The sequence below is a fragment of the Dactylosporangium sucinum genome (assembly GCF_014647515.1).
Lineage (GTDB): Bacteria > Actinomycetota > Actinomycetes > Mycobacteriales > Micromonosporaceae > Dactylosporangium > Dactylosporangium sucinum.
The window spans coordinates 1-22,020 of the sequence record NZ_BMPI01000114.1; the positions used below are offsets into that span (position 1 = coordinate 1).

The window sequence follows — 22,020 nt, forward strand, 5'->3', positions numbered from 1 at the left end:
ACTGTCGAACTGAGCCGATGGTGACCGGCCCCTCCGCTTCGCTACGGACCGGTCACGCAACCTCCGCTTCGCTCCGGCCGCGCGACGTGAAACCGAGCCTGTCCGCTACGGACCGGTCACGAATTCGAGTCGTCGTTCTGGACGACGTTCTCGTAGATGTCCTTGCAGACCGGGCACACCGGGAAGCGGGTCGCGTCGCGTGACGGAACCCACAGCTTCCCGCACAGCGCCCGGACCGGAGTGCCGTTGACCATGGCCTCCATCATTTTGTCCTTCGGCACGTAGTGCGCGAACTTCTCGTGGTCGCCTTCGTCATACCGGTAGTCGGTCTGCTCTTCGACGCGCTGGTCGGTGAGGGTCCCGCCACCGCTCTCGGGTGTCGTCGTCACGAGTCCAGTCTGCCAGGCGCGGCGCCGGAGGGCCCGCTCAGGCGGGACTATCGTGGGCACGTGATCAACCACGTCATCCGCTACGGCGCGCACGTCGCGACGGCCCAGGAGGCCGGTGCGCCGATCGTCGCCCTCGAGAGCACGATTATCTCGCACGGCCTGCCCCGTCCGGCGAACCTGACCGTCGCGAAGGAGATCGAGGCCACGGTACGGGCAGCCGGCGCCGTTCCCGCGACCATCGGCATGATCCGCGGCGAGATCGTCGTCGGCCTCGACGAGAACGAGATCGCCCACCTCGCCGGCAGCGACGACGTCGTCAAGCTGTCCGTGCGCGATCTGGCGCCGGCCGCGGCGGCCGGGAAGGACGGCGCCACGACGGTCGCCGCGACCTCCGCCGTCGCCGCGAAGGCCGGCATCCCGGTGTTCGCGACCGGCGGCCTGGGCGGCGTGCACCGCGGCGCGGCGAGCACGTTCGACGAGTCGGCCGACCTGACCGCGCTCTCCCGGCTGCCGATCGCGATCGTGTGCGCGGGCGTGAAGTCGATCCTCGACGTCGGCGCGACGCTGGAGCGGCTGGAGACGCTCGGGGTGAGCGTCGTCGGGTACGGGACGCGCCGCTTCCCCGGCTTCTACCTCAGCGACAGCGGGTTCGACCTGGACTGGTCGGTGGACGACCCGGCGGGCGTCGCCGAGATCATCCGCGCGGCCCGCAGCCACGGCGTGCACGGCGGCGCGCTGGTCGTCGCCAACCCGCTGCCGGCAGGCGAGCAGCTCGACCCCGCGCTGCACGACCGGGTGCTCGCCGAGGGCCTGGCCGGGCTGGAGCGCGCGGGCGTGACCGGCAAGGACGTCACCCCGTACCTGCTGAGCCACTTCCACGAGGCCACCGAGGGCCGAAGCCTCGACGTCAACGTCCGGATCATCCTGCGCAACGCCGACCTGGCCGCCCGCATCGCCGCCGCCCTGTGACCGTCATCGTGATCGGTGACGTGGTCACCGACATCCTGACCGTGCACGAAGGACCGCTCGCGATCGGCTCCGACACGATCGCGAGCGTGCGGATCAGCGGCGGCGGCTCGGCGGCCAACACCGCCGCCTGGCTCGCGCACGCCGGCCAGGCGGTGACGTTCGCGGGCGTCGCCGGCCGCGACGAGCCGGGCGACGCGCGCCTCGCCGAGCTGCACGCGGCGGGCGTCGCCACCTCCGTCCGCCGGGTGCCGGACCGGCCGACGGGCACGGTCGTCGTGCTGACCTCGGACGCGGAGCGCACGATGTTCACCGACCGCGGCGCCAACCGCCTGCTGTCGCGGGACGACGTCGACCGGGCCCTCGCCACGCCGGGTGCGCGGCACCTCCACCTGTCCGCCTACGTGCTCTTCGACGCCGACTGCGCGCCGGCCGGACGCCACGCGCTCGTGGAGGCCCGCCGGCGGGGCCTGACCACCAGCCTGGACGCCGCGTCGGCGGCTCCTCTGCAGCGTTTGGGTTCGGCGGTACTGCCATGGGCCGACCTTCTCCTGGCCAACCTGGACGAGGCGGTCGTGATCGCGGGCCGGCAGCGCTTGCACGGCGATCCGGCCGAGCTGGCCCCGGCGCTGCTCACCCACGCGGGCGAGGCGGTCGTGAAGTCCGGCCCGGGCGGCGCGACCTGGGCCGGCCCCGGGTCGGACCCGGTCCACGTCGCCGGGGTCCACGTGCCGGAGGTGGTCGACCCGACCGGCGCGGGTGACGCCTTCGCGGCCGGCTACCTGGCCGCCCGTCTCGCCGGCGCCGACCCGGCCGCGGCCCTGCGCGCCGGCAACGAGCTCGGCGCACGGGCCGTGTCGAAACTCGGCGGCCGGCCGTAGCCAAGACCGTCAGTCGACGTCGATGACCTTGTGCTCGCGCTCGGACACCGCGTGCTCCGGGTCGGGGTGCGACTGCGGCGCCTTGTGCAGGCGGTTGCGGAGCTGGTGCTCGGGGCGCGGCGCCTTGTCGTTGGCGAGGAGGACGGCCGCCCACGGCAGGACCACCGCCCCCACGATGCACAGTGTCAGCCAGAGCCAGAGCAACGGGGGCCGGGCCGCGACCAGGACGGCCGCGACCACGATGCACGCCGCGCGCATGAGCATCATCAGCACGTAGCGCACTTCGCGCGAGCGAAGCTCCTGCTCGGGGCTGGTCGCCGCGTCGGTGATCAACTGCGGTCGCTCCCTGCGTGCCATGCCCCCGAGTCTGCCACGCGCGGCTCCCCGGTGGGATGCCAGGCGCTCAGCTGTCGGTAGGTTTCACCGGCGCAGCATGAGCCCCGCCGGCGGCGGCGCCGACGCCCTGCTCGCGCTGCGTCGTGCCGGTGGCCAGCAGGTCGCGGATCTCGGTGAGCAGCCGGATCTCGTCGCTGGGCGCCTCCGGCTCCGGCTCGATGCCCCGCTTGCGCCGCTCGGCGAGCTTGTTCATCGGCAGGACGACCAGGAAGTACACGGTGGCCGCGGTGAGCAGGAAGGTGACCACCGAGTTGACGAAGCCGGGCCAGTCGAGCACCTGGTCACCGAGCTTGACGCCCTGCGTATCGTCGTTGACCCCGATACCGCCGGTAAGCTTGATCAACGGCTGGAGGAAGCCTTCGGTGAAGGCGGTGACGACGCCGTTGAAGGCGGCGCCGATGACGACGGCGACGGCAAGCTCGATAACGTTGCCGCGCGAGATGAAGTCCCGGAATCCCTTGAGCACGTAGGCACCCTACGGCCGCGAGCGGAGCTACGCATCCGCGCGCGCCGATTCGCGGCAACGTCCACCCGATCGTCCACGGACCGTTTGGCGAGGACGCCAACCCGTCCACACTGGACTAGCCCTTCGCCTTTGCGGCGGCCTTCACCGACTGCTTGAACTCGCGGACCTTGGTCAGCGAGTCGGTGTCGGTGATGTCGGCGACGGAGCGGTGCGAGCCGACCTCGCCATACGCCCCCGCGGCCTCCCGCCAGCCGTCGGGCTGCACACCGTACTGCTTGCCGAGCAGGGCCACGAAGATCTGCGCCTTCTGCTTGCCGAACCCGGGCAGCGCCCCGACCCGCTTGAGCAGCTCACCCCCGGTCTCCACGCCGTCCCACAGCCCGGCGGCCTCGCCCCCGTACCGGTCGACGAGCACCTGACACACCTCCTGCACGCGGGCGGCCATGGCCTTGGGGAACCGGTGCAGCGCGGGCGTCCGCCCGAAGATCTCCACGAGCCCCTCGGCGTCGAACCCGGCCAGCTCCACGGCGCTGGGCTCGTGCCCGAGCCGCTGCGCGAGCACATACGGTGACGAGAACGCCTTCTCGAGCGGCACCTGCTGATCGAGCACCATCCCGATCAGCAACGCGAGCGGACTGCGCGTGAGGTACTCGTTGGCGGCATCGTCGATCGGCAACGTCATGGCCATGCCGTCCATCTTGCCGCCGCGCCCCCAGCTCCGTCACCCGATCCCCGCCTCGGACGACGGGATTTCGGCGCGGGGCGACGGTCGCCGACCGGCGACTGCCCGGAATCCGCCGACCAACTGTCGCCGTCCCGACGCTGCCCCGCCGACGCCCCGCACGCCCCGGCGCCCCCGCTGCGTCGATCTTGCACTTGTGGTGCCGTGAAACTCCCGGAATGCCCGGGTTTGGGAGGCACCACAACTGCAAGATCGACGCGGCGGGGGCGCGCGGGGAGGCGACAGCGGGCGGTGCGGGGCGTCAGTACCGTGGGGCGATGCCCGGGACCGCCGCCTTCAAGACCGTCGCCGTGAGAGCCGCACTGACGTGGACGGTGTTCGCCGTCGCCGCCGTCGTCTCGTCGGTGCTCGTCCTGCTGCGGCCGATCGGGCAGCGCCTCTCCGACCTGCACATCTACTACGGCGCCGCGGAGACGGTGAACGCCGGCCGGCCGCTGTACTCCTACGTCGCCGAGAACGGCGGCCCCTTCACCTACCCGCCGTTCGCGGTCCTGCTGTTCCGGCCGTTCACGCTGCTGCCCGAGGGCGCCGTGCAGTTCGTCTGGCTGGTCGCGACCTGCCTCGCGGTCGTCGCCATCGCCCGCGCGGTCGGCCGCGGCCTGGGCGCGGGTCCCCTCGCGGTCGCGGCGATGGCCTGCGCGCTGCTCGTCTCGGCGCCCGTGCAGAGCAACCTCCGCTTCGGCCAGGTGAGCATCTTCATCGTCCTGCTGGCGCTGGTCGACGCGATGCATCCCGGACGCTATCGCGGCGTGCTCGTCGGGATCGCCGCCGCGATCAAACTGACGCCGCTGCTCTTCGTCGGCTACTTCCTGATCACCCGCCGCTACCGGGACGCCGCGCGGGCGATGGGCGCGTTCGTGGCCTGTGCCCTGCTCGCGGCGCTCGTGCTGCCGGCGGACTCGTGGCGGTACTGGAGCGGCACCATCCTCCAGACGTCCCGGATCGGCGACCTCGCCTCGCTCGGCAACCAGTCCGTGCACGGGATGCTGCTGCGCGTCGGGGTCTCCCCCGCCGCACTGCCCGTGATCTGGGCCGCCCTCATCGCCCTGATCTGCGGCCTCGCCTTGCTCCGGGCCCGCCGGCTGCAGGCCGCCGGCGACCACGTGCGGGCGGCGGTCCTCGTCGGCTGCGCCACGGTCGCCGCCTCGCCGGTGTCGTGGACCCATCACCAGGTGTGGACGGTGCTGGCCGCGATGCTGCTGGTCGCCACCGAGGGCGCGTGGCGCCGCGCGGCCGGGTGGGTGCTGCTCGCGGTCATGACGCTGTCGTTCGGGGCGGTGCTGCGCGGGGTTTCGACGTACCCCGGCTGGCAGTTCCTGCTGGAGAACGCCCGCTCGGTCGGCCTGGTGCTGGTCTGCCTGGCCGGCTTCGGCGGCGCGGCCGTCGTGAGCGCGCGGCGCACCCGGACCGCGCTGGCCTTCGTTGCGGCGGCGCTGGTGATGCTGGCCCTGACCCCGCTGCCGGCGGGCGCGGACCCGACCTTCAAGGCGTACTCGGCGGGCGACCTGACGAACCCGCGCTACTTCTACTTCAGCGCCGACCCCCGGCCCGGCGAGCCGGTGCGCTTCCTGGTCCGGCGGGAGAAGACCAAGGTCCGCGTCAACGGCGTGGCCGGCGAGTCGGTGGCGGAGCTGCGCTACACGTCCGCGCCGGGCGGCCTGGCCCGGACGGTACCGCTGCTGTCGCTGGACTCGGGCGTGCGGACGTTCTCGTTCCGCAGCGCGAACCTGGCCCACGGCCGGCTCGAGGCGCTCGCCCCGGACGGCGCGGTGGTCGCGGTGTACACCGGCTTCTAGCGCTTCATCTCGGCGCCGGTCTCCAGCACGGTCTTGAGGCCGGAGACCACCCGCGACCAGGTCTCGTCGCGTTCGGGGTCGGCGTGGCGGTCGAGGTCGTCGCAGGTCAGCGCGGCGCGGGTCAGGCCGGGCTCGACCTCGGCGACCTCCCAGGTGAGCCAGCAGTGCACCTCCTGCTCCCGGCCGATGCCGGTGAACAGGCTGTGCACGAGCGTCCTGGCCGGCTCGACGTGCAGCACCTCGCCGTGCAGGGCGTCGGTCACGGGACCGACGGTGGCGCGGTACACGATGGTCGCGCCTTCCACGAACGCCGACTCGACGGTGCACCCGAGGTAGAACTGCCGCGTGCGGCAGGGATCGGTGAGCGCCCGCCACACCTGGTCGGCGGTCGCGGCGATGTACAGGCTGAACGTCCGGGTCCTCATGTCCACCGATCCTCCGCACTCCCCTTGCCCACGACTTGAGCTCCGCTTGGCCCGCGACTTGGGGCATGATCGGCGTCGTGGAGGAACTCATCGCAGCTTTGGAAACGCAGGAGGAGCGGCTCCAGTTCGGCCGCTTCGACAACGACGACGCCTGGGCGCTCGGCTGCCTGCTGGTCGACCTGGCCCGCGAGCGCTCGCTGCCGATCACGGTCGACATCCGCCGCCACGGCCACCAGCTCTTCCACGCCGCCCTGCCCGGGACGGCCCCGGACAACGACCGCTGGATCGAGCGCAAGATCCGCGTGGTGGAGCGCCTGAACACGTCGTCGTACCTGGCCGGCCGTCGCCTGGCGGCGAAGGGCGCGACCTTCGACGAGTCCTACGGCGTCGACCCGGCGGACTACGCCACCCACGGCGGCGCCTTCCCGATCCGGGTCCGCGACGTCGGTGTGGTCGGTGTGGTGACGGTGTCCGGCCTCCCGCAGGCCGACGACCACGCGCTGGTCGTCGAGGCCCTGGAACGATTCCTGTCCCGCTGACCGTTCCACGGTCGACCGCGACCGTCCGCCGGCGTCCGCGGCGCCACGACCAGACGTTGGTTGATCTACCCTCAAGTTGATCTCGAAAAGCGAGGGTAGATCGACCAACGTCTCCACAGCGAGACCGCGGACGCCGCCGCCACGCGGCCGCCGCAAGCGGGTGCGGACGTCCGCGCGGCCGACAGGTCGCGGGTCCTTGGGACGACGGCGACGGCAGCGTCCGTGCCGCCGGGGCGGATGCACCGGCGGCACGAGCGGTGTCTGGCGGGAGCGACGGCCGCGCCTTGCGCGGACCCGAGTCCAAACGTCAGAGGCGACGCGGGCCCTGGTCCGGGCGGGCCGGCGAGCTCGTGAAGATCGCGCTCGCGTGCAGCACGGCCAGGCCCGCCGGGCGGGCCAGCACCGGGTTCAGCGACAGCGACGACAGCATCGGCTGCTCGTCGACCAGGCGGCCGACCCGCAGCAGCAGGTCGGCCAGGGCGTCCAGGTCGACCGGGGCGGCGCCGCGGTAGCCGGTCAGCAGCGGGGCCGCCCGCGGGGCCAGGACCAGCGCGGCCGCGTCCCGGTCGGTCAGCGGGACCGGGCGCCAGGCGCGGTCGCCCAGCAGGTCGGCCGCCTCGCCGCCCAGGCCGAAGCCGACCACCGGGCCGAACGACGGGTCGTCCACCACCTCGACCACGCAGGCGACGCCCGGGGCGACCATCGGCTGGACCACCACCTCGACGCCGCGGCCGAAGAGGCGTTCGAGCTCCTGGTACGCCTCCTCGACCTGGCCCGGCGTGGAGAGGTTCAGGCGGACCGCGCCCAGGTCGATCCGGTGGCGCCAGGGCTTCGTCGCCACCTTGAGGGCGACCGCGTGTTCGCACGCGGCCGCCGCCTCGGCCACGGCCGGGCCGGACGCCGCCCGCGACGGCACCACCGGGATCCCGTAGGCGGCGAGGAGCTCGTCGGCGTCCACGTCGGCCGTGGGCGTCGACGCGAGTCGTTGGGCGATGGCGGTACCGGCGGCGCTGTCCACACCGGACAGGGACGCAACGGCGCCGACGGGCTCGCGGCGCCAGGCGGCGTAGCGGGCGACCCGGCCCAGCGCGCGGACCGCCTCCTCGATGGCCGGGAACATCGGCAGCGCGGGCGGGTCGCCGTCGACGTAGGCGGGCGCCACGGTGAACGACGGGTCGGCCGGCATCACGACCGCGAGCGGGCGGGCCGACTCCGCCGTCGACGTGCGCAGCAGCTCCGCGACGCCGAGCTTGTCGCCCTCGGCGAGCGCGGGTGCGTACGCGGCGACGACCGCGTCCACCTCCTCGTCCGCGAGGGCCTCGTGCACGGCCTGCACGAAGTCCACGTCGGAGACCGTCGGGCCGAGGTCCCGCGGGTACCCGTCGGCGATCCGCAGCCCGGCAGCCGGCGCCTTGGCCACGGTGAGCACGCCGAGCGCGGCCGCGTTCGTCACCACCGCCACCCGGTCGCCGGGCGGCAGCGGCTGGCCGGCGACGAGCAGGCCCACGTCGAACAGCTCGGCGACGGTGTCGACCCGGATGACGCCCGAGTGGGCGAACAGCGCCGCGACCCCGCGGGCGTCGGGGCCGGTCGTGACCGCGTCGAGCGCGGGCGGGCGGACCGGGCTGGCGACGGCCGCGACCGGCTTGCGGCGGGCCAGCTCGCGGGCGATGCGGGCGAACTTGCGCGGGTTGCCGAACGTCTCGAGGTACAGCAGGACCGCGTCGGTGTGCGGATCCTCCCGCCAGTACTGCAGGGCGTCGTTGCCGGACACGTCGGCCCGGTTCCCGGCGGAGATGAACGTCGACAGGCCGAGCCCGCGCCGGTCGGCCTCGGCGAGCAGCGCGGTGCCCAGCGCCGCCGACTGGCTGAAGAAGCCGACCCGGCCCTGGCGCGGGAGCAGCGGGGCGAGGGTGGCGTTGAGCCGGATGCCGGGGTCGGTGTTGGCGATGCCGAGGCAGTTCGGGCCGACGAGACGCATCCCCTGGTCCCGCACCGCCCGCAGCAGGGCGGCCTGGGCCTCGGCGCCGCCCGGCCCCGCCTCGGCGAAGCCGGCCGACACGACGACGAGCCCGTGCACGCCCGCGGCGGCGCAGTCCTCGACCACCGCCGGCACCGCGTCGGCGGGGACCGCGACGACGGCGAGGTCGGCGCCGCGCAGGGTTGTGACGGCCGGAAGACCGCCGACCGTCGCGGCGGTCGGGTGGACCGGAATGATCTCGCCGGTGTAGCCGGCGCTCTTGAGGTGGGCGAGCAGCGCGGCGCCGATGCCGGTGCCGTCGGAGCGCGCGCCGTACACGGCGACGGCCTTCGGCGTCAGCAGCCGGGCCAGCGAGCGCGCCTCGGCCTGCTGCTCGCGGGCCCGCTGGACCCGCATCGAGTCGGGCGTGGCCGCGATCGGGAACCACAGGTGCACGACGCCGTCGGCGAACTGGCGCTCGATCCGGAACCCGGCCGCCATGAACACGCGCAGCATGGCCTGGTTCACCGGCAGCACGTCCGCCTCGAACTCGGTGATTCCGACGGTGCCGGCGGCCGCCACGAGATGCTCGATGAGCACCGATCCGATCCCGCGCCCCTGGTGGACGTCCTCGACGACGAACGCGACCTCGGCCTGGTGCGACCGGGCGCCGAGCCGCTCGTACCGCCCGACGGCGATCAGCTCCCCGGCGTGCTCGACGACGAACGCCTCCCGGTCGTGGTGGTCGACGTTCACGAAGCGGTCCAGGTCACGCTGGGGAATCCTTGGGTACGCCGAGAAGTAGCGCATATACCGCGTCCGCTCGGAGAACCTGCCGTGCAGCGCCACGATCCGGTCGGCGTCGTCGGGCCGGATCGGTCGCAAGTGGACGGTGGTGCCGTCCGAGAGCAGGACGTCCGCGGCCCGGCTCGGTGTTTCGTTCACGGTCCCCATGCTGCCACCATCGGGGAGGTACGGTGTCGGTCATGATGCTGACCCCGGCGGACGTGCAGGCCGTCCGGTTCGCGAAGGCGCCGTTCGGCAAGCGCGGCTACGACGAGGACGAGGTGGACGAGTTCCTCGACGTGGTGGCCCAGACCCTGATCGCGCTGCACGACGAGCTGGCGTCCCTGCGCGCGAGCGCATCCCCGGACACGTCGTTCGGCACGTCGACGGCCGCCGAGAGCGCAATGCTGGCGGAGCTCGACAAGATCAAGCAACGCCTGACCCGCATCGAGGCGGTCGTCCGCACCTGACGGCGGGACGCCGCATGGCGTGGATCGGACCCGCCATGCCGCACATTCCGGACATACCCGAAATATGTCCCACGGCGTCGATTGACGGACGCGGCGACCGAGGTCAGTCGCGCGGGTCGTGCGGGTCGAGGCCGAAGAACGGGAACGCCAGCCGGCGCGTCGCCATGATCGACCGGTCGATCGCGTTCGGGGTGTCGCCCGGCACCCACGGCTCCCACGTCGTGGCGCCGCCGTCGGTCATCGTGGCCGGGACCGTGTGCGACGGGCGGCGGGTGCGAGCCAGCTTGCGCCACTCGTCCGGGGTCTCGGTCCGCGGGTCGAGGGCGTCGCCGGTGACGACCGCGAGCAGGTGCGTCCAGGCGCGCGGGACGCACTCCACCAGCGCATACCCCCCGCCGCCGCTCGCCACCCACTTGCCGCCCGCGACCTCGGTGGCGAGGTCGCGCAGGGCCAGATAGGCGGCGCGCTGGCCGTCGACCGTCAGGCGGAGGTTGGCGAGCGGGTCGTGGTGATACGTGTCGGCGCCGCACTGCGTGAAGAGCAACTGGGGACGGAAGGCGCGCAGCACGCCGGGCACCACCGCGTGGAACGCCCGCAGCCAGCCCCGGTCGTCCGTCCCGGGCGGCAGCGCCACGTTGACGGCCGAACCCTCGGCGCCCGGGCCGCCCGTCTCGTCGGGGAAGCCCGTGCCGGGGAAGAGCGTGCGGGGCGACTCGTGCAGGCTGACGGTGAGCACGCGGGGGTCGTCGTAGAAGATCTCCTGGACGCCGTCGCCGTGGTGGACGTCGATGTCCACGTATGCCACGCGCTCCGCGCCCAGGTCCAGCACCCGGCGGATGGCGACGGCCGGGTCGTTGTAGACGCAGAAGCCGGCGGCGCGGTCGGGCATCGCGTGGTGGAGGCCGCCGGAGATGCTCACGGCGCGGTCGGTCTCGCCGCGCCAGACCGCCTCGGCGGCGCGCAGCGTGGCGCCGGCGATGAGCGCGCTCGCGTCATGCATGCCGGCGAAGGTGGGGTTGTCCGCGGTGCCGAGGCCCATGATGCCGATGCGCCGGCCGGTCGACGCCGCCTTCACGACGGCGATGTAGTCGGGGTCGTGGACCGTCGCCAGCACCTCGTCGGTCGCCGGGTCGGGACGCTGGACGGTGACCCCGGGGCGGTCGAGCACGCCGAGGGACCGGGCGAGCGCCATGGTCAACTCCACCCGCACCGGATCGAGCGGATGGTCTCCCATGTCATACCGCAGGAGCTCCTCATCCCACATCACAAGGGTGTTCACGACGAGTCCCCTTCGGCGACGGCTCGGGCGGGGTCCCGGATCCAGTGGCTCCACGAACCCACGTACAGCGCGGGGCGCTGCCCCTGCTCCCAGAGGGCCAGCACGAGCTGCGCCGCGGTGACGCCCGATCCACAGTAGGCGCCAACACGATCGCCGTCGATATGGAGCGGCTTGAGGAGGCCCGCCGCGTCGACGGTCTCGGCCGCCGGCACGTTGACGGCGCCGGGAATGTGCCCGGCGACCGGGTCGACGGGCTCGACCTCGCCGCGGAAGCGCGCGGGAATGCGCGCATCCAGCAGCGTGTTGCGCCGATCAGCGGCGTCGGCCTCGGTCCAGACGGGCATGTGACCAGGATGTACCTCGAAATCACCAGGCTCCGAATCGACCTCTTCCGTTGTGACAAGCTGCCCGGCAGCCATCCACGCCGCGTAACCACCGTCGAGCACGCGCACGTCCGGGTGGCCGGCCCAGCGCAGCGTCCACCAGGCACGTGCCGCGGCGCCGGTAGGATTGGTGCCGCCTGCGTCGTACACCACCACCGGGTGTCCGGCGCGGACCCCCAATCTCCGCAGGGCTGCCTGCAGTTCCGCGGGATCGGGCAGCGGATGGCGCCCACCGGCACCAGGCTGCCCACAAAGGTCGGCGTCGAGATCGGCGAAGACCGCGCCGGGCAGGTGACCGGCCGCGTAGGCGGCCCGGCCGTCCTTCGCGAGGGTCCAGCGCACATCGAGAAGAGTCGGCGGTTGGGCTGACCGCACCAGCTCGGCGAGCACGGCAACGTCCAAGATCGCCCGGTTGGCTGTCACGTTCCAATCTTGTCGTACGCAGCGGGTAGCATCGCGTACCGGGAGGGCAGGGCAGTGAACGACCTGGTCGATACCACCGAGATGTACTTGAAGACGATCCTGGAGCTCGAAGAGGAGGGCGTCGTCCCGAAGCGGGCCAGGATCGCCGAGCGGCTGCACCAGAGCGGGCCGACGGTCAGCCAGACGGTCGCGCGCATGGAACGCGACGGCCTGCTCACCGTCGAGGGCGACCGCCACCTGGCGCTGACCGAGGAGGGCCGCGTCCACGCGGTCGCCGTCATGCGCAAGCACCGGCTCGCCGAGCTCCTGCTGGTCAACGTGATCGGCCTGCCCTACGAGGAGGCCCACGAAGAGGCCTGCCGCTGGGAGCACGTGATGAGCGACGCCGTCGAGCAACGCGTCTACGAGCTGCTGGGCCGGCCGACCCGCTCGCCGTATGGGAACCCGATCCCCGGCCTGGAGTCCCTGCAGGGCAGCAACCCGGCCGACGCGGCCACCGACCCCGAGCGCAACCTGGCGTTCCCGGGCCTGGCCGGCTCGGTCGTCGTGAGCCGCATCTGCGAGAGCGTCCAGACCGACGCCGACGTCCTCCGCCAGCTGCACACCGCGGGCATCGACCCGGGCGCGACGGTCACCGTGGCCCAGGAGCGCGACGGCGTCAGCATCGACCGCGAGGGCGAGCGCATCCGGCTGCCCCGCGAGGTCGCCTCCCGCGTCTTCGTAGCCGCGCACTGACCTCCCGGCCGCACCGATGCACCCGCGGAACGGCACCTCGCCCACCGCGCCGGCCGGCCCGGTGGGCGACTCGGCAACCGGCGCGCCGGAAGGTTCGCCGGGCGCTTTTCCGGGCCGGCCGGCGGACGAAGGTGCGTGCTCGGTCGCTCCCGGGTGCTCGGTCCAGGAGGTGGTCGACCGGGTCGCCGGCAAGTGGAGCGTGTGCATCCTGGTGGCCGCCGCGGACGGCCCGATCCGGTTCACGGAGCTGGAGCGGGCCATCGCCGGCATCAGCCGGCGGATGCTGACGCTGACGCTGCGCAACCTGGAGCGGGACGGGCTGCTGATCCGCACGGTGTATCCGACGATGCCTCCCCGCGTCGAGTACTCGTTGACCCCCATGGCCCGCGAACTCCACGCCGCCCTGGTGACGTTGACCACCTGGGCGGAGCGGCACCGGGCCGACGTCGCGGTGGCCCGGCAGCGGTATGACACCCGCTCGGCCTGACCGGCTGCGGCGGGGCGGTGGGGTTCACGCGACCGCTCCTACATGATCGCGGACGTTTGCCGCTCGTAATCGCCACAGAAACGTCCGCGATCATGGGATGCCGCGGGCCGGCCGAGGCGACCAGGCGGTGGAGCAGCCGGGAAGTGCCGGGCCCCACCTATGGTGAAAACCGAGCAAATGGGGCCTAACCGCGCTCATCGCCGGTTTACGGTAAAGAATGGCTTTCGAGCTGGCCTTCGACGATGAGCGGCTGGAGAAGGCGCTCTGGGCGCTTGCCGATGACGCCGACCCCATGCCGGGGCTGGAGTGCATCGCCGGGAGCGAGACCGCGCACCAGCGCGAGCTCGCCGCCGCCGTCCTCGGGCGGGGCGGGCGGCTGCGACTCGACCGGCTCCGGGAGCTCACCGCCGAGCAACCCTACCGGCCGGAGCGGTGGCTGCTGCTCGGCGCCGGGCTCTCTGCGGCCGCCTGGGACGCCCGCGGTACGGCCAGGGCCGAGGATGTCAGTGATCATGCCATTCGGGCGCAGCAGGAGCTGGTCGCCGAGGCGCGCCATGCGCTGCGCCAGGCGGCCGGGCTCGACCGGGACGATCCGGTGGCCTGGAGCGAGCTCACCGGCGTGGTGATCGGCGCGCCGCAGCACCGGTCCGAGCCGGCGGACGTGTTCGCCAGGGCCGGGCGGGATCTGTTCCGCGCCCACAGCCGACGGCTGACCGGCCTGAGCCGGCGATGGTACGGCAACCAGGACAAGGTGCTGGCCTTCGCGCGGGCGCGGGTCGAGCGGCGGCCCGACGGCGATCCCCTCCACGCGCTCATCGCGCTCGCCCACATCGAAGGGTACGTCGACGGCCTCACCAGAGGCACCGTGATCGGGCGGTTCTGGCGGGCCTGGCGGTACTTCGACGACGCGACGGTCCAGAAGGAGACCGACGCCGCCAGCGGGCGGCTGCTCGCCGGCGACGACGAGCACCCGTGGGCGATGGCCGCGCACCAGGTGTTCGCGGCGCTGTACCACCAGGCGCACCGGCCCGACCGGGCGCGGCCGCACCTGGACCGGAGCGGGACCCGGGCGGCGGAGTGGCCGTGGCGGTACTTCGGGGAGCCGGAGCAGCTGTTCCAGGCGGCGAAGGCCCAATCTAATTAGGGCGCCAGCTCGCGGTACTCCTGGATCGGAAAAGCACCGTCGGACCGGACGACCTGGACGGCCACGTGGTCGGCGCCGGCGGCGTAGTACTCGTCGATCCGCGTGCGGATGCGGTCGACGTCCCCCCAGTGGTACAGGGCGTCGACGAGACGGTCGCTGCCCCCGCCGGCCAGGTCGTCCTCGGTGAAGCCGAAGCGCATGAGGTTCGCGGTGTAGTTGGTCATCGCCAGGTACGGCCCGAGGTGGGCGCGGGCAGCGGCGCGGGCCGTGGCCGGGTCGGTGTCGACGACGACGTTGACCTCGGGGGCGAGCAGCGGGCCGGGGCCGAGTGCCGCGCGGGCGGCGGCGGTGTGCTCGACGGGCACCATGTAGGGGTGGGCGCCCGCCGACCGCTGCGCCGCCAGGTGCAGCATGCGGGGGCCGAGCGCCGCCAGCACCCGCCGCTCGCGCGGGACCGGGTCGGGGGCGAGGTCGAGCAGGTCGAGGAAGTCGACCATGGCCGAATAGGGGCGATGGTACTGGCTGACGAGCAGCGCGTGGCTCACCCCGAGCCCGAGCACGAAGCGGCCCGGGTGGTCGCGCTCGACGTCGGCGAACGCGTCGCCCACGGCCGAGGGCTGGTGCTGCCAGATGTTCAGGATGCCGGTCGCGATGACCATGCTGGTGGTGGCCTCGATCACCGGCACGGCGTGCTCGACGCCGGGGCTGCTGCCCAGCCACAGCGCGCCGTAGCCGAGCGACTCGATCTCGGCCGCCGCCTCGCGCTGCTGGGCGGTCAGGGTGGTGGTGCGTAGCTCTCGGCCCCAGATGCCGAGCCGCCCGATGCGATCGCGAAGGGTCATGCCGGAAACGCTAGTCACAGGCTGCTGAGGTCGATGAGCTTCGCGAGCTCGACCACCTTCGGGATCGCCTCGGCGGCCTTTTCATCGGGTGTACCGGGGGCGAAGCGCAGCGAGAGCTCGATGATCCGCTTGTTGCCGGCCAGCCAGCCGACCTCGACGCCGGGACCAGCGGAGGCTGCCGCCGGGGTGGGCATCTGGTACCCGACGAGGCCCAGCCCGGGGACCGCCGTCGCGTCCTTCGGCTGGACCATCGCGGTGAAGATGTCGGCGCCGATCGTGGTCGCGCTCACCGACAGCACCAGGTCGGGGTAGCTGGCGCCGGACGCCTGCAGCACGCAGGTGAAGGTGTTGTCCTGGGTGGCCGCCGCGGCCACGCTCAGGTCGAGGCCGAGCTTGGCGTTGACCATCGCGAAGTCGAGCAGCTGGCAGGCGCCGCCGGACGCCGCCGCCGGCGCGGTCGAGCGCTGGGCGGGCGGTTGGGCCCCGGCACCGCCGTCGCAGCCGGCGGCCGTCGCGACGAGCAGGGCGCAGAACGCGGCCACCAAAACCCTACGCACAGCGGCTCACCGTAGTGCAAACCGACCTACGCGGGAAGCCGTGCGGCGATGTACTTGGCGATCTCCAGGGAACTCGTCGCCGCCGGGGACGGCGCGTTGAGGACGTGGACCTGCCGGCCGCCGCCCTCCTCGACGATGAGGAAGTCGTCGACCAGGTCACCCTTCGGCGTGATCGCCTGCGCCCGCACCCCGGCCGCGGCCGGCACCAGGTCGTCGGCGGTGACCGCGGGGACGAGCCGGGCCAGGCTGGCGGCGAAGCGGCGCTTGGAGAGCGAGCGGCGGACCTCGGTGATCCCGTACCGCAGGTGCCGCCGGGCGAGCGCCCAGAGCCCCGAGTAGCCGACCGCGTCGGCGACGTCCCCCGGCCGGATGCGGCCCCAGGTGTAGCCCTCGCGGGCCATGGCGAGCACCGCGTTCGGCCCGGCGTGGACGCTCCCGTCGACCATGCGGGTGAGGTGCACGCCGAGGAACGGGAACTGCGGGTCGGGCACCGGGTAGATCAGGCCGTTGACCAGGTGCCGGCGGTCCTCGCGCAGCTCGTAGTACTCGCCGCGGAACGGGATGATGCGGGCCGGCGGACGGATGCCGGCCATCCGGGCGACCCGGTCGGCGTGCAGGCCGGCGCAGTTGACGAGCACGTCGCCGACGATGTCGCCGGCGGTGGTCCGGACCACGATCTCCCGGTTCGAGCTGCGGATGCCGGTCACCCGGGCGCCGGTGCGCAGGGTGGCGCCGGACTTCTCCAGCAGCGCGGCGAGTGTGACGCACACCGCACCGAAGTCGGCTATGCCGGTCGAGGCGACGTGGATGCCCTCGACGCAGGCGACCTCCGGCTCGTACTCCCGCGCCTCGGCCGGACCGACCAGCCGGACCGGCAGCCCGTTGGCCTTGGCCCGCTCGTGCAGCGCGTGGAGGCGGGGCAGCTCGGCCGGGTCGGTGGCGACGATGAGCTTGCCGGTCACCCGGTGCGGGATGTCGTGCTCCTGACAGAACGCGACCATCGACGCGCTGCCGGCCTTGCACAGGGTCGCCTTGAGGCTGCCGGGCTTGTAGTACACCCCGGCGTGGATGACGCCCGAGTTGTGCCCGGTCTGGTGCGCTCCCCAGGTCTGTTCCTTCTCGACGACCGTGACCTGCGCGTCCGGATGCTCCTGGGTCAGGCGGTGCGCAGTGGCCAGCCCGACGATGCCGCCTCCGATGACCACGTACCGCACGTGGGCTCCTTCGGGTCAAAGGGTCGCAGGCCTGCATGCTAGCGTGACCGACCGTGGGTGAGCCCGAGACGATCACCGGCGAGCCCGTGGACGACGTGGCCGCCGCGCCGCCGCCAGCACGACCGTGGCGGGCCTGGGCGATCAAGGCGATTCGCGTGCTCGCGGCGCTCGGCATCGTCTACTTCATCGTCGCGACCACGGTAGACCAGTGGTCGGACGTGCAGTCGACGTTCCGCCAGCTGTCCTGGCCGTCCCTGATCGCGTCACTGGCCGCGGCCGTCGCCTCACTGTGGGCGACGATGATGGCCTGGCGCGCGATGGTCGGCAACCTCGACCATCCGCTGCGCATCCGCGACGCGGCGCCGATCATGCTGGTGGGCTCGCTCGGCAAGTACCTGCCGGGCACCGTGTGGGCCTACGTCGTGCAGATGGAGCTCGGCCGTCGGGCCGGCGTGTCCCGGGCCAAGGTCTTCATCGGCTCGGTCCTGGTGAGCGGCATCGGCGTCACCTGCGGCCTGATCCTCACCGCGCCCGGCTTCGGCGTGGCGTTCGACGGCGCGTCGCACTCGGAGCACCGCACGTTCGCGGCCATCGCGGTCTGGTCGGCGGTCATCCTGCTGCCGTTCGCGCTGATCTGCTGCTTCCCGCCCGTGCTCACCTGGGTCGTCAACAGGGCGGTGCGGCTGCTGCGCCGCTCGCCGCTCGACCAGCCGATCGGCTGGCGGCCGGTGCTGGAGAGCGCGCTGTGGTGCAGCATCGGCTACGTCGCCGCCGGCGTGCACGTCTGGCTGCTCATGCGGTCCGACCTGCCCGGCTTCCACGGCCTGGTCGGCGGCGTGTTCGCGATGGCGCTCGCGATGAGCATCAGCACCTTCGTCATCGTCGCCCCGTCGGGCCTCGGCGCCCGGGAGTTCCTGATGGCGATCGCCCTGACCGGCCTGGGCCTGAGTTGGCCGACGGCGTGGGCGCTGACGCTCGTGTCGCGGCTGCTGTTCACGATCGCCGACGTGGCGGCGGCCGGGGTGTCGGCCGCCGTCGGCCTGCGCCGCATCCGCCACTCCGCGGCCCCGGCACCGGTGCCCGCCGACACGAACTGAGCACGCACGCCCCCTGACCACCCCCGGGCAGCTTTTGCGCGTCGATCTTGCACTTGTGGTGCCAGGACACTCCGACGATGTCCGGGTTTGTCAGGCACCACAAGTGCAAGATCGACGCGGAGACGGTCGTTCAGCGCGCCGCCAGGAAGTCCTCGAACGTGATCGTGCCCAGAGCGCGATCCGGGGCAAGGTGGCCGCCCGAGCGGTACCCGCCGAAGATCTTGCCCGGCAGCCGCACCGGGAGCAGTGGGCGGCGGCGTCCGGCGCTGGTGAGGTACAGCTGGAACAGCTCGCGGGCGCTGCGCACCGCGGGGCCGCCGAAGTCCTCCAGCTCGACCCGCCCGCCCTCGGCGATCTCGGCCAGCCGGCGGGCCACGTCGCGGGTGTCGACCGGCTGGATGTCGAACGCCGGGTACAGGCCGATCGGGGCCGCGGTCAGGGCGCGGGCCATCCCCCGGACCAGGTTGTGGAACTGGGTGGCCCGCAGGATCGACCCGCCGCGCTCGCGGACGCGCTGTTCGATGCGGTACTTGCTGCGGTAGTACGGCAGCGGCACGCGGTCCACGCCGACGATCGACACGTAGATCAGGTGCTGGTCGTCGCGGACGACCTTGAGCAGGTTGTCGGTGGCGGCCTCGTCGCGCCGGCCGTCGGTCGCGGCGTGGATGATCACGTCGACGCCGTCCACCGCCTCGGCGATGCCGGCGCCGGTCAGCAGGTCGCCGTGGACGTGGCCGGGGGCCGAGCGGCTCAGGCCGCGCACCTCGTGGCCGCGCTCGCGGAGGGTGGCGACGAGATCACGGCCTAGGGTGCCGGTGGCACCGGTGACAAGCATCATGCGGTTCCAGACGGGCCGGGCGGCGAAACGTGACGCACTGTGTGCAGCGTCTCATCCCGGAGCAGCCCGAGGAAGTGCGCGACGGTCGCCGGGAGCGTGCGGCCGGCCGGCGTGGCGGCCACCACCGTCGAGGTGGCCCGCCTGTTCCGGGACGGAGCGCTGATCGAGGTCGAGGTGGTTGCGGCGGTACCGCCGGCCGAACGCTGACCCGATCCTTACATCGGGCCGCGGGTAGCGCTTACCCGCGGCCCGCAGCATGTCCCCATGAGACGAACGCTCGCCATCGCGCTCGCCGCCAGCCTGTTGCTGACCGGCGGCTGCGACCGCGCCCGGCCGGCCGCTCCCGCACCCGCGCCGTCTGCGGGCGCGACCTCGGTGAACGACCTGCTGAACGAGGTCGGCCAGCAGCTCGACGACGATGCCCGGCCCGCCGGAGACGAGGATTGAGATGTACCGCATGCTGCGCACCACCACGGCCCTGCTCACCGCGCTCGCTGTCGCCCTGGTGGCCGCCGCCCCGGCGTCGGCCGCGCCCTCGGCCCGGCCGTCCGCCGGCGCCGGCCTCGACGCCGCCAAGCGCGCCGTCGCCGACCGGATCGACAAGCGCCTCGACGCGTTGGAGCAGTACGCCGGCACGATCGGCACGGCGAAGCACCTCGACGCCGCCCACCGCGACTCGCTCACCAAGCTGGTCGCCGACAGCCGCTCCGGCCTGACCGCCCTGAAGACCAAGGTCGCCGGCGAGACGACGGCCGCCGCGGTCAAGGCCGACGCGCACAGCATGGTCAACGACTACCGCGTGTTCATGCTGACCGGCCCGAAGGTCCGCCTGTCGATCGCCGTCGACACCGAGCTGGCCGCGGTCGAGCTGCTCCGCAGGAAGCCCGGGGCCGACCAGGCCGAGCTGGACGCGGTCGCGCAGTCGCTGGCGGGCAAGGTCGACACCCTGCTGGCGATCCGGCCCGGCCCGGACGCCGCCGCGATCCGCAACGCCGTCCAGCCGGTCCGCGCCGCGGCGAAGTCCGCGCACGCAACGTTGCGGACGATGCGCTAGCTCCAGGCCGTGGCCAGCCGGTCGAGATGGTCGCTGTACTCGATCCGCTCGAACCACTCGGCCGGCCACGCCTCGGCGCCGTGCACGGCCCCCGCGAAGCCCCCGGCCAGGGACGCGATCGAGTCGGAGTCGCCGGACGAGGCGGCACCCCGGGCGATCGCGCCCACCGGGTCGTCGGGGAACACCAGCACGCAGAACAGCGCCGTGGCGAGCGCCTCCTCGGCGACCCACCCGGCCCCGCCGGCGGCGCAGGGATCGGCGTCGGGCCCGACGTAGCGCACCGCGTCCTCCAGCCCGTCGAGCGCGGCCCGGCACTCGTCCCACCCGCGGGCGATGAACGCCTCCGGCGACTCCGCCATCGGCTGCCGCCAGAGGTGGTCGCCGAGCCATTCGCCGCGGTACACCTGGCGCTGGGAAAGGCACCGCTGACGCAGCGCCTCGGGAAGCTCGGCGACGGCCATCCCGTCGAGCAGCCACCGCACGGCGAAGGCGGACAGCTCCGAGGCGGCGAGCCCGGTGGGGTGCCCGTGCGTCAGCGCGGCCTGCAACTGCGCGGCCCCGGCCCGCTCGTCGTCGCTGAGCCCCGGGACGATCCCCATGGGCGCGACGCGCATGTTGGCCCCGCACCCCTTGGATCCGGCGATCGTCGCCTCCCACCAGGGCTTCCCGGCGGCCATCGAGGCGCAGGCGGCCATGCAGGTGTTCCCGGGCGCCCGGTTGTTGTCCGGGCTCCGCCACCAGTCGAGGAACTCTTTCCGGATGAGCGGTTCGAGCCGCTCCGCGCTGAGCGGCGGCTCTTCGAGCGCACCGACCAGCCCGTCGGCCACGGCGAGCGTCATCTGCGTGTCATCGGTGACCAGCGCCCGGGAGGGCAGCTCGCGCGGCCCCCGCGGCCCGTGCTGCCGGACGATCGCGTCGTACGGCAGGAACTCCGTGGGGTACCCGAGCGCATCCCCGAACGCGAGCCCGAAGACGGCCCCTCGCACCTTCGACACCATGGCCTCCAACCACACCGTGTGGCCGGAAGCCTAGCCCGCGCCCGCACCCGACCCGTCCCACAGCCCACCACCCACAGCTCACAGCTCACCGCCCGCCACCCACGGCCCGCGGCTCATGGCCCGCGGCTCACACCGCCCACGGCCCGCCACGCACGGCTCGCCGCCCACAACTCACTGCCGACGGCCACCACCCATGGCTCACCGGCCACCGCCCGCCACCCGACGGCTCACGGCTCACGGCTCACGGCTCACGGCTCACGGCTCACGGCTCACGGCTCATGATCCATGGAGACTTGTGGTCGCCATGACAGCCAAACGTTTCCATGGATCATGGCCACGCCCGGGCCACGCCGGGCCACGCCGGGCCACGCCGGGCCACGCCGGGCCACGCCGGGCCACGCCGGGCCACGCCGGGCCACGCCGGGGCAAAACCGGGCCGGACGAGGCAGCACCGCCATCGCCTGACGGACATATCCGACTTGTCGCCCACACACCACCCGCCGGCCGGAAACAGGCGGGCGCTGCGAGGTACGGCACCGCGCCGCGCCCCTCGCAGCGCACGAAACAGGGGCCGCCCACTGTCGGGCGGCCCTGTTTGTGTAGCGACGTCAGGAGGCGTAGGCCTCGAGGCGCTTCGCGCGGCTCGGGTGGCGCAGCTTCAGCAGCGTCACCTTCTCGATCTGCCGGATGCGCTCCCGCGACAGCCCGAACTCCCGGCCCACCTCGTCCAGCGTGCGCTGCCGGCCGTCGTCGAGGCCGAAGCGGAGGCGGATGACCGCCTGCTCGCGCTGGGAAAGGGTGGAGAGGACGATCTCGACCTCCGAGCGGAGCATGCCCTGCGAGACGCTGTCGGCCGGCTCCTCGCGCGGGTCGATCCTGGCCACGAAGTCGCCGAGGGCGCTCTCGCCGTCCTCGCCGACCGCCTGGTCGAGGCTGACCGGCTCGCGGTCGTAGGAGATCAGCTCGATGACCTGGTACTCCTCGATGCCCAGCGCGGCGGCGACCTCGGCCACGACCGGCTCGCGGCCCAGGGAGGCCGACAGGTCGCGCCGGACCCGGACCATGCGGTTGACCTGCTCGACCATGTGCACCGGGATGCGGATGGTGCGGGCCTGGTCGGCCATGGCGCGGGTGATGGCCTGGCGGATCCACC

General features: G+C 73.2%; 25 protein-coding genes. 11 read left to right on the forward strand and 14 right to left on the reverse strand.

The window, feature by feature from the left end:
- Window positions 1-116: 116 nt before the first annotated feature.
- The gene (locus IEZ31_RS53275) at window positions 117-389 is read right to left on the reverse strand and encodes a DUF3039 domain-containing protein (RefSeq protein ID WP_190257841.1); all 273 of its coding nucleotides are present in this window, start codon (window positions 387-389) and stop codon (window positions 117-119) included.
- A 60-nt stretch (window positions 390-449) separates the two neighbouring features.
- On the opposite strand from IEZ31_RS53275, the gene IEZ31_RS53280 reads away from it, so the two are divergent.
- A complete protein-coding gene (locus IEZ31_RS53280) occupies window positions 450-1,358 on the forward strand; it encodes a pseudouridine-5'-phosphate glycosidase (protein ID WP_190257842.1) in 909 nt (302 codons plus the stop codon).
- On the forward strand, window positions 1,355-2,236 hold the full coding sequence (locus IEZ31_RS53285; protein ID WP_190257843.1) for a carbohydrate kinase family protein: 882 nt from the start codon (window positions 1,355-1,357) through the stop codon (window positions 2,234-2,236). The genes IEZ31_RS53280 and IEZ31_RS53285 overlap by 4 nt, the downstream gene beginning before the upstream one ends.
- A 9-nt stretch (window positions 2,237-2,245) precedes the next feature.
- Here the strand turns inward: IEZ31_RS53285 and IEZ31_RS53290 are convergent, their stop codons facing one another.
- The 3 genes from IEZ31_RS53290 to IEZ31_RS53300 all read right to left on the reverse strand — a co-directional run bounded on the left by IEZ31_RS53290 (window position 2,246) and on the right by IEZ31_RS53300 (window position 3,786).
- A complete protein-coding gene (locus IEZ31_RS53290) occupies window positions 2,246-2,593 on the reverse strand; it encodes a DUF3099 domain-containing protein (RefSeq protein ID WP_190257844.1) in 348 nt (115 codons plus the stop codon).
- A 46-nt stretch (window positions 2,594-2,639) separates the two neighbouring features.
- Window positions 2,640-3,098: a large conductance mechanosensitive channel protein MscL gene (mscL, locus tag IEZ31_RS53295; RefSeq protein ID WP_190257845.1), complete on the reverse strand. Its 459-nt coding sequence runs from the start codon at window positions 3,096-3,098 to the stop codon at window positions 2,640-2,642.
- A gap of 115 nt (window positions 3,099-3,213) precedes the next feature.
- Window positions 3,214-3,786 carry an HhH-GPD-type base excision DNA repair protein gene (locus tag IEZ31_RS53300; protein ID WP_190257846.1) on the reverse strand — a complete coding sequence of 191 codons (573 nt, stop codon included), beginning with the start codon at window positions 3,784-3,786 and terminating at the stop codon, window positions 3,214-3,216.
- Between the two features lie 311 nt (window positions 3,787-4,097).
- On the opposite strand from IEZ31_RS53300, the gene IEZ31_RS53305 reads away from it, so the two are divergent.
- The gene (locus IEZ31_RS53305; RefSeq protein WP_190257847.1) at window positions 4,098-5,636 is read left to right on the forward strand and encodes a glycosyltransferase 87 family protein; all 1,539 of its coding nucleotides are present in this window, start codon (window positions 4,098-4,100) and stop codon (window positions 5,634-5,636) included.
- Here IEZ31_RS53305 and IEZ31_RS53310 read toward each other — a convergent pair.
- A complete protein-coding gene (locus IEZ31_RS53310; RefSeq protein WP_190257848.1) occupies window positions 5,633-6,061 on the reverse strand; it encodes an SRPBCC domain-containing protein in 429 nt (142 codons plus the stop codon). The genes IEZ31_RS53305 and IEZ31_RS53310 overlap by 4 nt on opposite strands.
- 77 nt (window positions 6,062-6,138) lie before the next feature.
- Between IEZ31_RS53310 and IEZ31_RS53315 the strand changes: the two genes are divergently transcribed.
- Window positions 6,139-6,600, forward strand: coding sequence for a heme-degrading domain-containing protein (locus IEZ31_RS53315; protein WP_229837216.1), 462 nt, complete (start codon window positions 6,139-6,141; stop codon window positions 6,598-6,600).
- A 307-nt stretch (window positions 6,601-6,907) separates the two neighbouring features.
- Here the strand turns inward: IEZ31_RS53315 and IEZ31_RS53320 are convergent, their stop codons facing one another.
- Window positions 6,908-9,514, reverse strand: a complete 2,607-nt coding sequence (locus IEZ31_RS53320; protein WP_190257850.1) for a bifunctional acetate--CoA ligase family protein/GNAT family N-acetyltransferase — start codon at window positions 9,512-9,514, stop codon at window positions 6,908-6,910.
- A 32-nt stretch (window positions 9,515-9,546) separates the two neighbouring features.
- Between IEZ31_RS53320 and IEZ31_RS59305 the strand changes: the two genes are divergently transcribed.
- The gene (locus IEZ31_RS59305; RefSeq protein ID WP_190257851.1) at window positions 9,547-9,816 is read left to right on the forward strand and encodes a DivIVA domain-containing protein; all 270 of its coding nucleotides are present in this window, start codon (window positions 9,547-9,549) and stop codon (window positions 9,814-9,816) included.
- A 103-nt stretch (window positions 9,817-9,919) separates the two neighbouring features.
- Here IEZ31_RS59305 and IEZ31_RS53330 read toward each other — a convergent pair whose 3' ends face one another.
- Window positions 9,920-11,080: an acetoin utilization protein AcuC gene (locus tag IEZ31_RS53330; RefSeq protein WP_190257865.1), complete on the reverse strand. Its 1,161-nt coding sequence runs from the start codon at window positions 11,078-11,080 to the stop codon at window positions 9,920-9,922.
- An 11-nt stretch (window positions 11,081-11,091) separates the two neighbouring features.
- Window positions 11,092-11,901, reverse strand: a complete 810-nt coding sequence (locus tag IEZ31_RS53335) for a sulfurtransferase (protein WP_190257852.1) — start codon at window positions 11,899-11,901, stop codon at window positions 11,092-11,094.
- A gap of 54 nt (window positions 11,902-11,955) precedes the next feature.
- On the opposite strand from IEZ31_RS53335, the gene IEZ31_RS53340 reads away from it, so the two are divergent.
- The 3 genes from IEZ31_RS53340 to IEZ31_RS53350 all read left to right on the forward strand — a co-directional run bounded on the left by IEZ31_RS53340 (window position 11,956) and on the right by IEZ31_RS53350 (window position 14,267).
- Entirely contained in the window at window positions 11,956-12,636 is a 681-nt protein-coding gene (locus IEZ31_RS53340; protein WP_190257853.1) for an iron-dependent transcriptional repressor DtxR, read from the forward strand.
- Between the two features lie 169 nt (window positions 12,637-12,805).
- Window positions 12,806-13,123 (forward strand): winged helix-turn-helix transcriptional regulator, encoded by a 318-nt coding sequence (locus IEZ31_RS53345; protein WP_229837218.1) that lies wholly within the window; start codon window positions 12,806-12,808, stop codon window positions 13,121-13,123.
- Between the two features lie 217 nt (window positions 13,124-13,340).
- Window positions 13,341-14,267 (forward strand): hypothetical protein, encoded by a 927-nt coding sequence (locus IEZ31_RS53350; RefSeq protein ID WP_190257855.1) that lies wholly within the window; start codon window positions 13,341-13,343, stop codon window positions 14,265-14,267.
- Here IEZ31_RS53350 and IEZ31_RS53355 read toward each other — a convergent pair.
- From IEZ31_RS53355 to lhgD, 3 genes are read right to left on the reverse strand one after another with little or no spacing between them, the layout of a single operon-like run.
- Window positions 14,264-15,109 (reverse strand): LLM class F420-dependent oxidoreductase, encoded by an 846-nt coding sequence (locus IEZ31_RS53355; RefSeq protein WP_190257856.1) that lies wholly within the window; start codon window positions 15,107-15,109, stop codon window positions 14,264-14,266. The genes IEZ31_RS53350 and IEZ31_RS53355 overlap by 4 nt on opposite strands.
- 14 nt (window positions 15,110-15,123) lie before the next feature.
- Complete coding sequence (locus IEZ31_RS53360) at window positions 15,124-15,666, reverse strand: hypothetical protein (protein WP_190257857.1); 543 nt, start codon at window positions 15,664-15,666, stop codon at window positions 15,124-15,126.
- Window positions 15,667-15,692: 26 nt separating this feature from the next.
- Window positions 15,693-16,880, reverse strand: coding sequence for an L-2-hydroxyglutarate dehydrogenase (gene lhgD, locus IEZ31_RS53365; RefSeq protein ID WP_190257858.1), 1,188 nt, complete (start codon window positions 16,878-16,880; stop codon window positions 15,693-15,695).
- Between the two features lie 53 nt (window positions 16,881-16,933).
- On the opposite strand from lhgD, the gene IEZ31_RS53370 reads away from it, so the two are divergent.
- A complete protein-coding gene (locus tag IEZ31_RS53370) occupies window positions 16,934-17,977 on the forward strand; it encodes a lysylphosphatidylglycerol synthase transmembrane domain-containing protein (RefSeq protein WP_190257859.1) in 1,044 nt (347 codons plus the stop codon).
- Window positions 17,978-18,107: 130 nt separating this feature from the next.
- On the opposite strand, the gene IEZ31_RS53375 is transcribed toward IEZ31_RS53370, so the two are convergent.
- Window positions 18,108-18,815, reverse strand: a complete 708-nt coding sequence (locus IEZ31_RS53375; protein ID WP_190257860.1) for an SDR family oxidoreductase — start codon at window positions 18,813-18,815, stop codon at window positions 18,108-18,110.
- Between the two features lie 264 nt (window positions 18,816-19,079).
- Between IEZ31_RS53375 and IEZ31_RS53385 the strand changes: the two genes are divergently transcribed.
- Both IEZ31_RS53385 and IEZ31_RS53390 read left to right on the forward strand, forming a co-directional pair.
- Window positions 19,080-19,262 (forward strand): hypothetical protein, encoded by a 183-nt coding sequence (locus IEZ31_RS53385; protein ID WP_190257861.1) that lies wholly within the window; start codon window positions 19,080-19,082, stop codon window positions 19,260-19,262.
- A gap of 10 nt (window positions 19,263-19,272) precedes the next feature.
- Complete coding sequence (locus IEZ31_RS53390) at window positions 19,273-19,869, forward strand: hypothetical protein (protein ID WP_190257862.1); 597 nt, start codon at window positions 19,273-19,275, stop codon at window positions 19,867-19,869.
- On the opposite strand, the gene IEZ31_RS53395 is transcribed toward IEZ31_RS53390, so the two are convergent.
- Window positions 19,866-20,867 carry an ADP-ribosylglycohydrolase family protein gene (locus IEZ31_RS53395; RefSeq protein ID WP_190257863.1) on the reverse strand — a complete coding sequence of 334 codons (1,002 nt, stop codon included), beginning with the start codon at window positions 20,865-20,867 and terminating at the stop codon, window positions 19,866-19,868. The two genes, IEZ31_RS53390 and IEZ31_RS53395, sit on opposite strands and share 4 nt — an antisense overlap.
- Window positions 20,868-21,475: 608 nt before the next feature.
- Window positions 21,476-22,020 (reverse strand): sigma-70 family RNA polymerase sigma factor (locus IEZ31_RS53400; RefSeq protein WP_190257864.1); only part of this gene is annotated, 545 nt, incomplete at its 5' end.

Excerpts from the sequence above, each read along its gene's own strand:
- IEZ31_RS53290 (WP_190257844.1), bottom strand. The coding sequence starts at position 2,593 with ATGGCACGCAGGGAGCGACCGCAGTTGATCACCGACGCGGCGACCAGC.
- IEZ31_RS53300 (WP_190257846.1), bottom strand. The coding sequence starts at position 3,786 with ATGGCCATGACGTTGCCGATCGACGATGCCGCCAACGAGTACCTCACG.
- IEZ31_RS53305 (WP_190257847.1), top strand. The coding sequence starts at position 4,098 with ATGCCCGGGACCGCCGCCTTCAAGACCGTCGCCGTGAGAGCCGCACTG.
- IEZ31_RS53310 (WP_190257848.1), bottom strand. The coding sequence starts at position 6,061 with ATGAGGACCCGGACGTTCAGCCTGTACATCGCCGCGACCGCCGACCAG.
- IEZ31_RS53320 (WP_190257850.1), bottom strand. The coding sequence starts at position 9,514 with ATGGGGACCGTGAACGAAACACCGAGCCGGGCCGCGGACGTCCTGCTC.
- IEZ31_RS59305 (WP_190257851.1), top strand. The coding sequence starts at position 9,547 with ATGATGCTGACCCCGGCGGACGTGCAGGCCGTCCGGTTCGCGAAGGCG.
- IEZ31_RS53330 (WP_190257865.1), bottom strand. The coding sequence starts at position 11,080 with ATGTGGGATGAGGAGCTCCTGCGGTATGACATGGGAGACCATCCGCTC.
- IEZ31_RS53350 (WP_190257855.1), top strand. The coding sequence starts at position 13,341 with ATGGCTTTCGAGCTGGCCTTCGACGATGAGCGGCTGGAGAAGGCGCTC.
- IEZ31_RS53355 (WP_190257856.1), bottom strand. The coding sequence starts at position 15,109 with ATGACCCTTCGCGATCGCATCGGGCGGCTCGGCATCTGGGGCCGAGAG.
- IEZ31_RS53375 (WP_190257860.1), bottom strand. The coding sequence starts at position 18,815 with ATGATGCTTGTCACCGGTGCCACCGGCACCCTAGGCCGTGATCTCGTC.
- IEZ31_RS53385 (WP_190257861.1), top strand. The coding sequence starts at position 19,080 with ATGAGACGAACGCTCGCCATCGCGCTCGCCGCCAGCCTGTTGCTGACC.
- IEZ31_RS53390 (WP_190257862.1), top strand. The coding sequence starts at position 19,273 with ATGCTGCGCACCACCACGGCCCTGCTCACCGCGCTCGCTGTCGCCCTG.
- IEZ31_RS53395 (WP_190257863.1), bottom strand. The coding sequence starts at position 20,867 with ATGGTGTCGAAGGTGCGAGGGGCCGTCTTCGGGCTCGCGTTCGGGGAT.